This window comes from uncultured Neptuniibacter sp. (assembly GCF_947498015.1).
Lineage (GTDB): Bacteria > Pseudomonadota > Gammaproteobacteria > Pseudomonadales > Balneatricaceae > Neptuniibacter.
Window position 1 is genome coordinate 265,809 of record NZ_CANMIR010000002.1, and the last position, 15,430, is coordinate 281,238.

Consider the following 15,430-nt stretch of genomic DNA (forward strand, 5'->3'; position numbering starts at 1 on the left):
ATGCACCTCACGCCACTATTTGAGCTAATTTCCAAAAAGCCACACAAGCAAATCCAATAAATAGAACACCAGCACCACGATGGATCCAAAGTATCGATACTCTCTGGATGAGTACCCGACCCAACACTACTCCCAGAGCACTGGTCACGAATAGCGCTGATGTTCCTGCCAACCAAACAACCCAGGCATTTTCAACCGCAGCCATTCCCGCAACGGATAGCTGAGTTTTATCTCCCAACTCTGCAAGGAAAATTAACATAAATACCGAAAGAAAAAGGTGCTTACCCATTTTAAGCTCACCTTCGTCTTCATCATCTTCTGCGAACAGAGACTGAACTCCAAACAACAGAAACAACATCCCCACCAAACCAAAAATAATAGCCTGCGGTAGGTATAGACTAATCGTTGCACCAAAAAGAACAGCCAACAGATTCAGGGCCGAAAATGCTGCCATACTGCCAACAAGCACAGACACCGGCCGATATCGAGTCGACAACGTCATACAGACCAACTGGCTTTTGTCACCGAATTCAGCAAAAAAGATCAGCAGAAAAACCTTAACAAACGGTTCAAACGCATCCATAGAAAATCCAACCAAAAAAAACAGTGAGGCATCCTAACACCTGAACCCGTTTAAACAAAAATAACGCTAAATCCCAATATCTATCGAAACGAGATTTTATCCAGATTTTTATTACTGCAACCAATAAGTGATAATATCCATCTCATTATTTCCCACCGTTCAACAAGGACCGACTCAGGATGCAAAAATCTGTGACAAAGGCTGTAATTCCGGTAGCAGGCTTGGGTACTCGCGTACTCCCAGCGAGCAAAGCTATTCCTAAAGAGATGATGCCTGTCGTTGATAAACCAGTTATCCAGTATGTTATTGAAGAAGCCGTTGCGGCTGGCATCAAAGACATTGTACTGGTTACCCGTTCGGGAAAAGCATCCATTGAAGACCACTTTGATTGCCATTATGAGCTGGAATCTGAACTAGAGCGAAAAGGCAAAATCACAATTCTTGACTCAGTACGCAACATTCTTCCTTCTGCTGTTTCTATTACAGTAGTGCGTCAACATAAAGCACTTGGCTTAGGCCACGCTATTCTATGCGCAGCCCCAATTATTGGTAATGAAGACTTTGCTGTGCTACTCCCCGATATGCTTATCAACAGCTACGGATTGGATAGAGCTGATCTCACCTCGATGGTAGAAGCCTACCACTCATCTGGCTGTGGGCAGATCATGGTGGAACCTGTTCCTATGGAGCATGTCGATCGATACGGCGTAGTTGATTGTTCTGGAAAAGATATATCCTCTGGAGAGTCAGCAGATATATCCCGTATGGTGGAAAAACCAGCTGTAGACAAAGCCCCATCAAACCTGTCAATCAACGGTCGTTACATCCTCCCCGCTCGCATCATGGAACTCCTTAAAGATACAAAGCCGGGCGCAGGTGGCGAAATACAACTCACAGACGCTATGGCTGATTACCTAATCGAAGGTAAACTTCAGGCTTTTCACATGAGCGGCAAAACCTACGATTGCGGTAACAAAACTGGATATCTTCAAGCCAATATTATTTATGGCCTGCAACATGATGAAACAGCCGAGAGCCTGAAGGCCTTTATCAAAGACCTTAAGCTCTAAATGCGGCACGAGGAGTTCTCTTACACCAAACACATGTGTATAGCTCTGGCCTCTGCACCCAAATAATTAAACAAACAACACCACTGATTTTACCTTTTTATTCTTGGAGAGATTTTTACCTGCCACTAAAATAGCAGTTAAAATACCCATTTAGCGAAACGCTCCCACAAGGAAGACCTGATGCCCGCAAACAACTCGGTAGCATGGAAAAACCTGAAATCTCATGCTTATAGCATGTCAAAGACTCACATCAGCAGTCTTTTTACTGACGAGCCGGAGCGCTTTTCTAACTTCACTTTTTCTCAAAACAACCTGTTACTCGATCTATCGAAGCAGCGCATCAACAAAGAGTCCCTAACTCTTCTGATTCAATTAGCCGAAGAGAGATCCCTTTGCGAATGGATTAAAAATCTCTTCAATGGAGCACACGTAAACGATTCCGAAGACAGGCCCGCACTACACACTGCCCTTAGATCACCTGCCAATTCATCCCTATCCATCAACGGCAAAAACATTATCGAGGATGTGCATAACAACCTTGCACGAATGGAAAGCATGGTGAACAGAGTTCATTCCGGGCAATGGCGGGGGTTTACAGGGCATCCGATTGATACTGTTGTAAATATTGGTGTGGGTGGCTCGGATCTGGGGCCACTTATGGCATGTAAAGCCCTCTCAGAAAACCAAACAGATACAGCACAGAACATTAAGATCCACTTTGTTTCATCGATGGATGGAAGCCAATTAGCAGAATTACTCAACTCTTTAAATCCTGCGCGCACACTGTTCGTCATTTCATCTAAATCGTTTACCACGATAGACACTCTAGCAAATGCACAAACAGCCAAAAAATGGCTTAAAAAATCAAGCAGTACCGCCAGTGAAGAAACCTTAGTATCCCGTCACTTTATCGGTGTTTCAGCAAACCCAGATAAAGCAAAAGAGTGGGGCATCCCTAAAAGCAATCAGTTAGAGTTTTGGGATTGGACCGGAGGACGTTACTCCATGTGGTCTGCCATCGGTTTACCTATTGCTATGCAGCTAGGCATGAAAGGATTTAGGGAATTTCTTTCAGGAGCTCACTCTATGGATGAGCATTTCCGCACAGCTCCATTAGCGGAAAATTTACCCGTTTTATTGGCGATGGTCGGCATCTGGAATATCAATTTTCTTCATATCAATGCCCACGCGATTCTCCCTTATGATGGCAGACTAAGCCCCCTCCCCGCTTACCTCGAACAGTTAGAGATGGAAAGCAATGGCAAGTCAGTTGATCGACAGGGTAACGCCATCAATTACAAAACTTGCCCCATCCTATGGGGGGAAGTGGGCACTAATGCCCAACACGCGTTCTACCAACTTTTACATCAGGGAACCGAGGCAGTTATGTGTGATTTTATCGTTGCTGCTCGTAGATACCACGACACAGATAATCCCGAGTTACAACATCAGCACCAGCTTAACCTTGCAAACTGCCTCGCCCAGTCGCGCATTCTTTCTTTGGGCGATTCTGTCTTGGAAGGAGCAGCTGACGCGCCCGCATTTAAGCGATACAAAGGCAACCAACCCTGTACAACCATCATGCTTGATGAGCTTAATCCATTCTCCTTTGGGCAACTTATCGCCATGTATGAACACAAAGTGTTTGTACAATCCGTCATCTGGAACATCAATCCATTTGATCAGTGGGGTGTAGAACTCGGTAAGACAGTAGCAACCTCACTACTTAGCGCATTGAGCCCCGAAAAAGCCCAACCGACCTTTGACAGCTCAACCAATGGGTTATTAAACAGAATCGCAGAACGAGGCGCGTAGCATGAAAGTTACAATTTGGGGAAATGAACTACTTGCCTGGACCTCTGCTGCAGCGCTGGCCGAGAGCGGAAATCACGTAGTGCTGGTTAATAATGAGCACGAGCTACCGGACGAGGTTGAAACGGAATTTAAAGTTAGCAATGAGCCGGGGCTTGAGCAATTACTAACAGAAACCAAAGCGACCGGACGATTGGCAATGGGAACAGATCAGCTTGGTATAAACCATGCCTCGGTCCACATCCTTGCCTTAAATCCGGATCAATTTGGTACAGCAGAACTCTTGATTGCTCGGCTGAGTGCAAAACATTCAAACAACCTTCTTATTATCAACCAATCTAATTTCGGTGTTGGTAGCACCGACCGGCTACAAAACCGGCTAGACGCATGTAACAATCAGGTCATAAGCTATATTCCAAATATGTTGGCTGAAGGAACAGCGCTGCAAGATTACAAAACCCCACTAACATATATTATTGGCTGCACAAATGACTGGGCGATGCTGAATATTAAAGCGCTATTTCGTCCCTTTAGTCAGGTTACGACTCAATGGTTGCTGATGACCAGCAAAGAAGCCGAGTTCACCAAATTCGCCAATACCGGGATGCTCGCGCTTCGCCTCGGCTATATTAATGAACTAGCAAACTTAGCAGACCAGCTCGATGTAGACATTGAAGTGATACGTGCAGCCATGATCACTGATCCACGTATTGGCCCTCACTACCTGCATCCTGGTTGCGGATTTGGGGGGCTTCATTTTCAACAATATATCGAAGCACTTTCAGAACTGCTGTCAGAAACCCGAAACTCGAAACTGCTCGACACGGTGTTAACTGAAAATGAAAAACAGAAAGAGCAGCCCTTCAGAAAACTTTGGCGCCACTACGACTGCGACCTAGAGAAACGAACGATATCGATCTGGGGACTTTCTTTCAAAGCTGGGACTGCGAGTATTGATAATGCCCCCAGCCTTAAGATCATTGACGCTCTACTTGCACAAAACTGCAAAATTCAGGTTCATGACCCTGAGGCAATGAGCAATATCCAAAAATACTTCGGTGATCACTCTACATTAACCTACTGCGATAATAGCTATGACGCACTAAAGGGGAGTGATGCCCTCCTGCTTCTAACTGATTGGCCAGAGTACTGGTCTCCCGATCTCGACAAGATGAAAGAGCTAATGATCAATCCATTGATAATAGATGGACGTAATCTTCTTGATAAAGAACTGTTAGTTAATAGTGGGTTCAAATATTATGGGGTAGGCAGATAACCCCTCAAGGCCGTGCTCAGAGCCTGGAAATTAGATCTAAGCACGACCATACTCATCATCAAAGCGCTCAATATCATCTTCATCAAGATAGCTACCAGTCTGAATCTCAACCATTATTAGCGCCACATCGCTCTTATTCTTCAAAGAGTGCACAACTCCCTGAGGAATATAGGTTGATTGATTCTCTGTAACACAAAACAGATCCTCACCTCTTCGCACCTCAGCATCTCCCTGAACAACAACCCAGTGTTCAGCCCTATGACGATGACGCTGCAAAGAGAGGCTAGCCCCAGGGTTCACAGTGATACGCTTGATCTGGTACCCCATCCCCGATGCAACCAGCTCATATTTCCCCCATGGCCGAAAAACCTCCCGATGATAATCCAGCTCCCCTCGTCCAGATGCTTTCAATGTATCTATCACCCGCTTAACGTCACCGACCGCATGCTTACCAGCAACCAACAAGGCATCCTCAGTATCCACTATCAATAACTCATCGACGCCAACCGCTGCGACCAATCGGTCCCCAGACATAATCAGTGAGTTACTGGTCTGGTGGGCAACCACATCCCCTTTAACGACATTTTGTTTATCATCCTTTTTCCCAATACGCCATAACGCTTCCCAACCGCCAAGATCACTCCAGGGCGAGCCTATTGAAAGCGCGATAACACTGCTTTTTTCTTCAAGGCATAGGGGCTCCATAATCGCAAAGTCTATCGAGCAACTTCGACAACGCTTAAACAGATCAGAATTGATACGTATAAAATCCATGTCATGTTGAGTATCAGCAGAGGCTTCTATACAAAGATCCAGAATATCAGGAGCAAACCGCCTTAACGCTTCAAGGTAGCACCGTGCGGTAAATAGATAGATACCACTATTCCATTGGAAGCGATCATCCAGAAACAACTCTTTAGCGGTAGTTAGATCTGGTTTTTCGATAAAACGATCCACCCAAAAGCTCTCTGAGTCCCTCTCAGACAGAAGCAGGTAACCGTAGCCAGTTTCTGCTCTATCTGGTGGAACCGCCAATGTCACCACATATCCCTCAGAGGCAAGAGAACCAGCCTGAGCCACCTGCTGCATAAAGGTATCCGGGTCTTCGATATGATGATCAGCGGGAAGTACCAACATCACCTCATCCAACAGCCCGCGCGCCTGAGCATCCAAAGCAGCTAACGCTATTGCTGGAGCAGTATTACGCCCTTCGGGTTCTAAGATAATCCGCGCTTTAAGCTGCGCGCTCCTTAACTGCTCGGCTACAAGAAAACGGTGTTCCTCATTGGCCACCAACGTCACTTCATCAACCCCACCCAACCTCGACAAGGTAGATTGTAAGAGCGAAGTATGATCGACCAAACGATGAAACTGCTTGGGAAAATAAGTTCGAGACAGCGGCCATAACCGAGAACCACCACCGCCACAAAGAATAACAGGAAGCATTAAATCGCCTTAAAGTAAGCTACAAGCAGGTAAAGAGTATTCATGACTCGTTAAAATAGCCTGTAAGTTTTTGCATTACAGCCTGATCATTAAACTGAGTACGACAGCAACGTTTGACAATAGATAGCCTCAGAACCATCACAAATGCTCTTTTAACATGATCCATAACATATATGGTCGAAATAACAGCGCATATTACACTAGCTATACAAGCGATTCAGAACAACTCAAACGCGTAACAGATTTAAAACAAGGGGAACCAGCTACTCAAGATAAAAAAACGCTAAAGGAGATACATAGATAAGCACATTTACCCCCATTTCTTGCTCCTAACAATACTATCGTTAGCGCTTAACACTTCGTCCTCTACCTATTCCATAATACTCAATGCCATGTCTTTCAACCACTTCAGGCTCGTAAAGATTACGACCATCAATGATAACCGGGCACACTAATGATTTTTTGATCAGATCAAAATCTGGAGACCAGAACGCTCGCCATTCGGTACAGATTACAAGCAGGTCAGCCCCCTGCAGAGCCCCCTCTTTAGTTCCACAAAGCTCAAGATCCGCACGGCACCCATAGATTTCCTGAGCCGTCTCCATCGCCTCAGGGTCATACGCCCTCACTTTTGCACCCTCTTTCCATAAAGCTTCCATCAAAACACGGCTGGTTGCCTCACGCATATCATCGGTTTTTGGTTTAAAGGACAGCCCCCAAACAGCTATCGATTTACCCTCTAAATTACCGTTGAAATAGTTACTCACATGCTTGAATAAAAGGGACTTTTGACGATAGTTAACTGATTCAACTGACTTCAGTAGCTGAGCATCATAATCAATACCCTCTGCCGTACGAATCAAAGCCTGCACATCTTTTGGGAAGCATGAGCCTCCGTAGCCGCAACCCGCATAGATAAAGTGATAACCAATACGCTCATCCGAGCCTATACCCTTGCGGACATTTTCAATATCCGCCCCCAAGCATTCTGCCAGATTAGATATCTCATTCATGAAGCTAATTTTTGTCGCAAGCATGCAGTTTGCAGCATATTTTGTTAATTCTGCACTTCTCACATCCATTAAGATCATACGGTCATGATTACGGTTAAATGCCGAATAGAGTTCACGCATCTCTGTTTCTACATGGGTACTATCTGTTCCGATCACGATTCGGTCCGGCTTCATACAATCACTGACAGCCGCCCCCTCCTTTAGGAATTCAGGGTTTGAAGCTACATGGAATTCGATATCAACTTCGCGTGCATTCAATACAGAGCGCACTCTTTCTGTAACTTTATCCGCTGTGCCAACAGGCACTGTCGACTTATCCACAATGATCTTTGGTGTGTCCATATGCCTTGCAATTGTCTCTGCAACTAAGAGCACGTACTTCAGATCAGCAGAACCATCTTCATCAGGAGGCGTCCCAACCGCAATAAACTGAATTTCTGCATGGGCCACACCTTCTTCGGCATCAGTCGTAAAGCGCAATCGTCCCTCAGTATAATTACTCTCGACAATCGGCGTCAGGCCAGGCTCATAGATAGGTATAACCCCTTTCTTTAGGTTATCTACCTTCTCTGCATCAACATCGACACAAACTACATCATGACCAACATCTGCCAGAACCGCCGCCTGAACAAGACCTACATACCCAATTCCAAAGACAGTAACTTTCATTTGCTTCTCACTATTAAATCTATGAGAAAACTTTATGACGACATTGCTAAAGTGACGTTTCTGAAAAATGACGGATTGGTTAAATTCGGATTTTATATGAGCAGTTTTCGAGGCGGGGAACCCAAGAAGCGAGGCAACATCGCTCTCTCATAAAGACAGTGCCGTAGGGAACGCATCCCGAGGCGATTACTTCTATAGATCCAGACATAAAAAACGGCGACCTCCTGCACAGAGTCGCCGTTTGTTGATCTACCCCCTTGGAAAAAGACCGCCTCCGAAGAGGCGTTGAGCCAAGGGATTGGTAAATGGGTGTTACAGCACCAGGCGACGAATGTCGCTCAGTAAACTGTTCAGATAGGTCAGGAACTTACCTGCATCACCGCCATTAATTGCACGATGATCGTAAGACAAGCACAGTGGCAGCATCTTACGTGGTTCAAACTCTTTACCATTCCAACGCGGTTCGATGTCTGCCTTCGACACGCCCAGAATCGCAACCTCAGGCGCATTAACGATAGGCGTGAAGCCTGTACCACCAATGCCACCCAGGCTTGAGATTGTGAAACACGCTCCCTGCATCTCTGCAGGCTTCAGCTTACGATCCTTAGCTTTACCAGCCAGTTCGATCGCTTCTTTAGACAACTCGTAGATGCTCTTCTTATCCGCATCTTTGATGACTGGAACCATCAGTCCGTTAGGCGTATCTACCGCCATGCCAATATTTACATATTTTTTGTAAACGATATGCTCGCCATCAGCATGCAGTGACGCATTGAACTTAGGATGTGCTTTCAGCGCAATCGCAATCGCTTTCAGCATAAATGGCAGCGGCGTCAACTTAACGCCAGACTTAGCAGCCTCATCCTTCATATCTTTACGGAATGCTTCGAGTTCAGTGATATCGGCTTTGTCGAACTGCGTTACATGCGGGATGTTCAACCAGCAACGGCTCATATTGTCTCGAGTCACTTTAGCAATTTTGCTTAGCTTCTCGACTTCAATCTCACCAAACTTGCTGAAGTCCACTTCTGGGATAGCCGGGATACCTGAACCGCCCGTTACAGCACCACCTTTTGGTGCCTCAGCCAGCTGTTTCAATGCTCCCTTAACGTATGCCTGAACATCTTCTTTAAGAATTCGCCCACGACGCCCCGTACCGGATACCAGAGACAGATCAACACCAAACTCACGCGCAATGGCACGTACTGCCGGGCCCGCATGAACAGTTTTGTTTTTCTTCTCCAGGGCTGCTTTATCAACATTACCCGCCGCTGACGCTGCCTTAGCAGGAGCAGATGGCGCTGAAGCCGCAGGAGCTGGCGCTGCCGGTGCAGCAGCCGGAGCTGCTGGCGCAGGCGCCATACCACCAGAAACTTCAAGCTCCAGCAGCAGATCACCCTCGTTTACCGTATCGCCTTCATTGATCTTCATGGAAACAACCGTACCTGCTTTAGGTGCAGGCACTTCCATAGAAGCCTTGTCTGTTTCCAGTACGATCAGGCTATCACCTTCTTCAACGCTGTCGCCGTCTTTAACCAGCACTTCAACAACATCGACATCAGTCGCACCTGAAAGGTCAGGAATCAATACATTTTCTTTACCGCCGGCTACCGGTGCAGCAGCAGGAGCCGCTTCCTGAGCTGGGGTGGCTGCTGGCGCTGCGTCAACCGGTGCAGCTGCACCACCTACCTGCAGTTCCATCAGAAGATCGCCTTCGTTAACCTGATCGTCAACGTTGATCTTCATGGAAACAACGACACCATCTTTAGGTGCTGGTACTTCCATAGACGCTTTATCTGTTTCCAGTACGATCAGGCTATCGCCTTCAGATACTGTGTCGCCGTCTTTTACCAGTACTTCAACAACATCTACATCAGTTGCACCGGACAGATCCGGGATCAGTACATTTTCTACAGCTGAAGCCGCTGCTGGTGCAGCAGCCGGAGCCGGTTCAGCTTCAGTCGCTGCAGCTGGTGCAGACACTTCTTCCGCGGCTGGCGCAGATGCAGCAGCACCGGTATCCAGCTCAAGCAGAAGATCACCTTCATTAACCTGATCATCTACATTGATCTTCATGGAGACAACAACACCGCTATGGGTTGCTGGCACCTCCATGGATGCTTTATCTGTTTCCAGAACAATCAGGCTGTCGCCTTCGCTGATGGTGTCGCCGTCATTAACCAGCACTTCAACAACATCAACATCTATGGAACCTGACAGGTCTGGCACAGTAATTGTGATAATACTCACTTTGAATTCCTCCAGTTCTAAGCTGTTAAGAAGTTCATCGCAGACTTAAACAGTCCACGGTGCCGGTTTAGCCGGATTGATGTTGAACTTCTGCATGGCTTTGGCAACTTCAGCGCCTTCAACCTTGCCTTCTTCCTGGAGTGCTCTCAGCGCAGCCAGTACTACGTAGTAACGGTTAACTTCGAAGAATTCACGCAACTTAGTACGTGTATCAGAACGACCGTAGCCATCCGTACCCAGCACTTTAAAGTTACGAGGAATGTATTCGCGGAGCTGATCAGCGTAAGAGCGCATGTAATCCGTTGATGCGATAACCGGACCTTCACCACGGCTTTCGATGCATTCAGTTACATAAGCTTTCTTAGGTTCAGCTTCTGGGTTCAACATGTTCTCACGTGCTACAGACATCGCATCGCGACGCAGTTCATTGATCGATGTTGTACTCCAGATATCAGACTCTACACCAAACTCTTCACTCAGTATTTCAGCCGCCGCTTCAACTTCACGAAGGATTGTGCCACAGCCCATCAGCTGTACTTTCTTATCAGAGTCTTTACCCTCTTTCAGCAGGTACATACCTTTAATAATGCCCTCTTCAGCATCCTGAGGCATCGCTGGGTGGTGGTAGTTCTCGTTCATTGTGGTGATGTAGTAGAAGCAGTTCTCCTGATCCTGATACATACGACGCATACCATCCTGAACAATAACAGCCAACTCGTAGCCGTAAGTAGGGTCGTAGGATTTACAGTTAGGAATCATCTGAGCCATCAGGTGGCTGTGTCCATCCTGGTGCTGCAAACCTTCACCGTTCAGCGTTGTACGACCCGATGTTGCACCGATCAGGAAGCCACGCGCCTGCATATCACCTGCAGCCCACGCCAGGTCCATTACACGCTGGAAACCAAACATAGAGTAGTAGATGTAGAACGGTACCATGGTGCAGTTGTTGTTAGCGTAGGAAGTAGCCGCAGCCATCCAAGCAGACATCGCACCCGCTTCATTGATACCCTCTTCCAGAATCTGACCTGTCTTAGACTCTTTGTAGAACATGATCTGGTCAGAATCGTGTGGGACGTAGCGCTGACCTTCAGAGGTGTAGATACCCAACTGACGGAACATACCTTCCATACCGAACGTACGTGCTTCATCAGGTACGATTGGCACTACACGCTCACCCATGTTTTTGTCTTTAACCAGTGTGCTCATCACACGGTTAAGTACCATCTGGGTAGAGGCAGAACGCTTACCACTGTCTTTCAACTGACCGTCGAAATCAGATAGTGGTGGTGTTTCCAGTTTTTCGAACTCTGTGCGACGCACCGGGTAGAAACCACCCAGGCTTTCACGGCGTTCGAACATATATTTCATTTCAGGTGAATCTGGCGCTGGACGGTAGTATGGAACTTCCTTCAGCTGATCATCCGTTAGCGGGATGTTAAAGCGGTCACGGAAATCTTTCAGATCATCCATCGCCACTTTCTTCATAGAGTGGGTATCGTTCTTCGCTTCACCCGACTTACCCGTACCGTAACCTTTTACAGTCTGCGCCAGGATTACCGTAGGCTGACCTTTATGGTTAACTGCTTCGTTGTAGGCAGCGAACACTTTGTAAGGATCATGGCCACCACGGTTCAGATTCATAATGTCTTCATCAGACAGATCTGCAACCAGTTCCAGAAGCTCTGGGTATTTACCGAAGAAGTGCTCACGCGTGTATGCACCGCCGTTCGCTTTGTAGTTCTGCAACTCACCGTCACATACTTCATCAAAGCGCTTCTGCAGAAGACCTTTAGTGTCTTTTTCGAACAGGGCATCCCAATGACGACCCCATAGGCATTTGATAACGTTCCAGCCTGCGCCACGGAAGATACCTTCAAGCTCTTGTACAACTTTACCGTTACCGCGTACCGGGCCATCCAGACGCTGAAGGTTACAGTTAACTACGAAGATCAGGTTTTCAAGCTGCTCACGCCCCGCCAGAGAGATAGCACCGAGAGATTCTGGCTCATCACACTCGCCATCACCCAGGAACGCCCATACTTTACGATCGCCACGGTTGATCAGATCACGCGCTGACAGGTAACGCATCACGTGCGCCTGATAGATCGCCTGAATCGGCCCCAGCCCCATAGATACGGTTGGGAATTGCCAGAAGTCAGGCATCAACCAAGGGTGCGGGTATGAAGAAAGGCCGTTACCGTCCACTTCACGACGATAGTTATCCATCTGCTCTTCTGTCAGACGTCCTTCAAGATAAGCTCGGGAGTAGATACCCGGAGAGATATGCCCCTGGAAGAAGACCATGTCAGATTCCTGACCACCTTCATTACCACGGAAGAAGTAGTTAAAACCGATATCGTACAGTGTTGCAGATGAGGAGAAAGATGATATATGACCACCCAGACCATCTTCATTGTCATTGGCACGCATAACCATTGCCATGGCATTCCAACGAATGAAAGAACGGATACGACGCTCCATAAACAGGTCGCCTGGCATGCGTGATTCATCTTTAACAGAAATCGTATTGCGGTATGGTGTTGTCAGCGCAGATGCTGAATCAACACCAATATCATTCGCTTTCTCACCTAGCTTTCTAAGAATATATTTTGCTCGGTCGTCACCATCATTCTTCGCAACCGATTCAAGCGCATCCAACCACTCTTGTGTTTCAATTGGATCAACGTCATCAATAATGTCTTGCACTTTGACCTCTCCACTCTAAGTTAACGCAGCGTAATTTTTTTGTTATGACCTTTAACCAGCAACTCTGTCCGCCCTATAAACAGACACAAAAGAACCACTAGCCAAGTCTTATAGTAATTATCTTGTAGTAATACTACATAATTATGACGAAACTGTCTACAATCTTGTTGATACTACCTATTAATTCATGAACATCTTAACTCTAAACTACAAAATTGTAGTTTTAGTACATTTATAAGTCGGTACTAATATTGGCGCGTCGCAAAGCACGCTCAAGCCGGGTGTTCTCCCTCTCTCCTTCCAAAAGAGCATCCTCAACATAAGCCAGATGATGATGCGCCGCCTGTCGTGCCTTTTCAGGATCCCCTTCGAGGATAGCATCCATCAGAACTTTATGCTGATCATGAATCTTTTCCCTGTAATCAGAACGAGGATAGATATTTTTCAGATTATCCCAAATATGCTCACGCAGCAGATTAAAAAGCGCACGCATCATATGCAAAAGCACCATATTGTGGGTCGAAGCGGCGATCGCAAGATGGAAGTCCACATCTGCATAGACCTCTTTTTGAATCTCTTTACTATCATGATAGCGTTGTAGCTCTGCATAGCATTGTAATATAGCCTCTTTATCAGCAGGTGTACTCCTCAAAGCAGCATAATACGCAGCAACACCTTCCAACGCATGACGGAACTCCAGCAGATCATATTGCGCTTCTGGGTGAGTTCGGAACAGCTCAAGCAGCGGATCAGAAAATGAACCTCCCAGATCTTCAGAAACGTAAGTCCCCCCTCCCTGGCGACTGTTAAGCAGTCCCTTAGCTGCTAATTTCTGCACAGCTTCTCTCAATGAAGGCCTAGAAACTTCAAATTGCTTTGCTAACTCACGCTCAGGTGGAAGTTTCTGCCCTGGTTTGAGCGTCCCCTCCAGGATCATGGTCTCCATCTGCTCCATAATCACATCTGAAATTTTTGGCTGTTTAACCCTGTTATAACTCATCTTCAATACTCAGAATATATTGGTATGACCAATATTGATACTAATCCAATCACTCTCATTAAGACAAGAGGAGACAATATTTTTATTTTCAGATCAACATTATCATCACTCCAAACCCACAAGTTTGCTTAATATCTACTTAAATTTTTCCAGTTTGGATTTTGAACTATAGTAATTAAACTTAAAAAAAATATTGACATCCCCTGCTCAAAAAAAATACAGTAGGAAGTCTCTTACGGTAAATTGGTAATACCAATTGAGATTGACGCACTGCAGCAAAGGTCCTTACAGGTCATTTATCCTTTGCTCAAAGCGGCTCAATACTAAATATAAAAACGAATCTCTAGAGGATGTGACATGAAAAAGTTCGCCAAGTCTCTGATCTCCGCAGCTGTAGTTACTGCTGCTGTTGCAGGCACCACAGCTCCTGTTCAGGCTGCTGACAAACTGCTTCTGAAAACTCCAATCGCTTTTGGCTCTCACCTTCCAGCACTGGGCACTCCAATCGTTTGGGTTGCTGACCAGCTAAAAACTGTGAGTGATGGCAAAGTAAAAATGAAGATCTATGAACCAGGTAAACTGGTTAGTCCGAAAGAGATTCTGGACGCGGTATCTTCAGGAAAAGTAAATTCCGGTTACTCTACTGCGGGTTACTGGCAGGGCAAGATGCCAGCAGCGGCACTGTTCTCTGCAGTTCCTTTCGGTCCTGAAGCAGGTGAGTACATGGCTTGGTTGTATTACGGCAACGGTATGAACCTGTATCAGGAGATGTACGACACGGCTGGCTACAATGTAAAAGTTCTTCCGTGTGCCATCATCTCTCCTGAAACATCTGGCTGGTTCTCAAAGCCAATCGAAAAGCCTGAAGACCTGAAAGGTCTGAACATGCGTTTCTTCGGTCTGGGTGCTTCCGTAATGGAAAAACTGGGCGTAGGTACAGTTCAGTTGCCGGGTGGTGAAATTTTCGGTGCGCTTGAGAAAGGTGCAATTGATGCATCTGAGTTCTCTCAGCCTGCTATCGATCAGCGTCTTGGTTTCCACAAGATCGTCAAGTACAACTACTTCCCTGGATGGCATCAGCAAGCAACAGTCTTTGAGCTCCTAATCAACAAAGACACCTGGGGCAAGATGAGCAAAGGTCAGAAAGCACTGGTTGAAACAACCTGTAAAGCTTCTATGACTAACGCTATCGCTGAAGGTGAAGCGATGCAGTTCCCTGTGATGCAAAAAGCAGCTGAAAACGGCGTGCAGATTCGTTACTGGAACGAAACAATGCTTAACACTTTCAAATCTACCTGGGATGAAGTGGTTGCAGAGAAAACTGCTGCAGATCCATTCTTCAAGAAGGTATGGGATGACATGAGCACTTTCCGTACTGGTTACGACCTGTGGGAAGCAAATGCATTCCTGCCTCGCGCAACTAAGTAAGACAATCCTTCGGTTGGTTTAATTAACCTTCCGAGCTCAACAGGGCAGCTTAGGCTGCCCTGTTTACCTCTGAGCTATCTTTAAGATAATCATGAGGTTCCATCAATAACTATAAATACATCGGATTACTTAGTTTATGTCCCTACTACTATTAAATCCGATGACAAGTAGCGAAGG

General features: G+C 46.3%; 10 protein-coding genes. 4 read left to right on the forward strand and 6 right to left on the reverse strand.

What is annotated here, in order from left to right:
• Window positions 1–7: 7 nt before the first annotated feature.
• Window positions 8–583, reverse strand: a complete 576-nt coding sequence (locus Q0882_RS03520; protein ID WP_299178151.1) for a TMEM165/GDT1 family protein — start codon at window positions 581–583, stop codon at window positions 8–10.
• Between the two features lie 179 nt (window positions 584–762).
• Here Q0882_RS03520 and galU point away from each other — a divergent pair, with 179 nt between their 5' ends.
• The 3 genes from galU (at window position 763) to Q0882_RS03535 (ending at window position 4,741) form a co-directional block, all read left to right on the forward strand.
• Complete coding sequence (galU, locus tag Q0882_RS03525) at window positions 763–1,653, forward strand: UTP--glucose-1-phosphate uridylyltransferase GalU (RefSeq protein WP_299178153.1); 891 nt, start codon at window positions 763–765, stop codon at window positions 1,651–1,653.
• 180 nt (window positions 1,654–1,833) lie between these two features.
• On the forward strand, window positions 1,834–3,468 hold the full coding sequence (gene pgi / locus Q0882_RS03530; protein WP_299178156.1) for a glucose-6-phosphate isomerase: 1,635 nt from the start codon (window positions 1,834–1,836) through the stop codon (window positions 3,466–3,468).
• A 1-nt stretch (window position 3,469) separates the two neighbouring features.
• A complete protein-coding gene (locus tag Q0882_RS03535; protein ID WP_299178158.1) occupies window positions 3,470–4,741 on the forward strand; it encodes a nucleotide sugar dehydrogenase in 1,272 nt (423 codons plus the stop codon).
• Between the two features lie 36 nt (window positions 4,742–4,777).
• On the opposite strand, the gene Q0882_RS03540 is transcribed toward Q0882_RS03535, so the two are convergent.
• From Q0882_RS03540 to pdhR, 5 genes are all read right to left on the reverse strand, one after another.
• The gene (locus Q0882_RS03540; protein WP_299178159.1) at window positions 4,778–6,187 is read right to left on the reverse strand and encodes a mannose-1-phosphate guanylyltransferase/mannose-6-phosphate isomerase; all 1,410 of its coding nucleotides are present in this window, start codon (window positions 6,185–6,187) and stop codon (window positions 4,778–4,780) included.
• Window positions 6,188–6,531: 344 nt separating this feature from the next.
• Window positions 6,532–7,869: a UDP-glucose/GDP-mannose dehydrogenase family protein gene (locus Q0882_RS03545; protein WP_299178160.1), complete on the reverse strand. Its 1,338-nt coding sequence runs from the start codon at window positions 7,867–7,869 to the stop codon at window positions 6,532–6,534.
• Between the two features lie 312 nt (window positions 7,870–8,181).
• The gene (gene aceF, locus Q0882_RS03550; protein WP_299178161.1) at window positions 8,182–10,119 is read right to left on the reverse strand and encodes a dihydrolipoyllysine-residue acetyltransferase; all 1,938 of its coding nucleotides are present in this window, start codon (window positions 10,117–10,119) and stop codon (window positions 8,182–8,184) included.
• Between the two features lie 45 nt (window positions 10,120–10,164).
• Window positions 10,165–12,825, reverse strand: a complete 2,661-nt coding sequence (gene aceE / locus Q0882_RS03555; RefSeq protein ID WP_299178165.1) for a pyruvate dehydrogenase (acetyl-transferring), homodimeric type — start codon at window positions 12,823–12,825, stop codon at window positions 10,165–10,167.
• A 232-nt stretch (window positions 12,826–13,057) separates the two neighbouring features.
• Window positions 13,058–13,825, reverse strand: coding sequence for a pyruvate dehydrogenase complex transcriptional repressor PdhR (gene pdhR, locus Q0882_RS03560; RefSeq protein WP_299178168.1), 768 nt, complete (start codon window positions 13,823–13,825; stop codon window positions 13,058–13,060).
• 357 nt (window positions 13,826–14,182) lie between these two features.
• Between pdhR and Q0882_RS03565 the strand changes: the two genes are divergently transcribed.
• Window positions 14,183–15,253: a TRAP transporter substrate-binding protein gene (locus Q0882_RS03565; protein ID WP_299178170.1), complete on the forward strand. Its 1,071-nt coding sequence runs from the start codon at window positions 14,183–14,185 to the stop codon at window positions 15,251–15,253.
• Window positions 15,254–15,430 lie beyond the last annotated feature (177 nt).

What these genes read in the sequence shown, in the direction of transcription:
- Q0882_RS03520 (WP_299178151.1), bottom strand. Translation starts at nt 583, where the DNA reads ATGGATGCGTTTGAACCGTTTGTTAAGGTTTTTCTGCTGATCTTTTTT.
- galU (WP_299178153.1), top strand. Translation starts at nt 763, where the DNA reads ATGCAAAAATCTGTGACAAAGGCTGTAATTCCGGTAGCAGGCTTGGGT.
- pgi (WP_299178156.1), top strand. Translation starts at nt 1,834, where the DNA reads ATGCCCGCAAACAACTCGGTAGCATGGAAAAACCTGAAATCTCATGCT.
- Q0882_RS03535 (WP_299178158.1), top strand. Translation starts at nt 3,470, where the DNA reads ATGAAAGTTACAATTTGGGGAAATGAACTACTTGCCTGGACCTCTGCT.
- Q0882_RS03540 (WP_299178159.1), bottom strand. Translation starts at nt 6,187, where the DNA reads ATGCTTCCTGTTATTCTTTGTGGCGGTGGTGGTTCTCGGTTATGGCCG.
- Q0882_RS03545 (WP_299178160.1), bottom strand. Translation starts at nt 7,869, where the DNA reads ATGAAAGTTACTGTCTTTGGAATTGGGTATGTAGGTCTTGTTCAGGCG.
- pdhR (WP_299178168.1), bottom strand. Translation starts at nt 13,825, where the DNA reads ATGAGTTATAACAGGGTTAAACAGCCAAAAATTTCAGATGTGATTATG.
- Q0882_RS03565 (WP_299178170.1), top strand. Translation starts at nt 14,183, where the DNA reads ATGAAAAAGTTCGCCAAGTCTCTGATCTCCGCAGCTGTAGTTACTGCT.